Origin of the sequence: Staphylococcus pasteuri, assembly GCF_030547725.1 — a bacterium.
GTDB classification, from domain to species: domain Bacteria; phylum Bacillota; class Bacilli; order Staphylococcales; family Staphylococcaceae; genus Staphylococcus; species Staphylococcus pasteuri.
Window position 1 is genome coordinate 1 of sequence record NZ_JAUOQO010000181.1, and the last position, 304, is coordinate 304.

Below are 304 nucleotides of genomic sequence, written 5' to 3' on the forward strand. Positions count from 1 at the left end.
CTTGAACGTGTTGCCGCTTAGCGCTATAGAGCCATACGCTGGATAAGATAGAGCTGCCATTTTAACCCCCAAACTGCCATTGAATTGAAGCAGAGCTATACGATTTCTTTACTGTATTTGTCGAATCCGTAGTGGCTTCATAGGTTTTTGTTTTCGCGCTTAGCCCTGCTGTCGGGTGAAACGTGACTATGCCGCTTGGATCAACATTAAAGTGACTAAGCTGAGCTGAGTTAAATAGAGATGATGGCGTTGAAGTTCGTCCACTGTACGCGCGAATAACCGTTCCTGTCTGATCTACAGATAC

1 protein-coding gene is annotated in these 304 nt (G+C 45.4%); it reads right to left on the reverse strand.

Going from position 1 to position 304, the window contains the following annotated elements:
• Positions 1 to 61 precede the first annotated feature (61 nt).
• On the reverse strand, positions 62 to 304 hold a 243-nt coding region (locus Q4528_RS13320), incomplete at its 5' end, for a hypothetical protein (protein WP_303521987.1).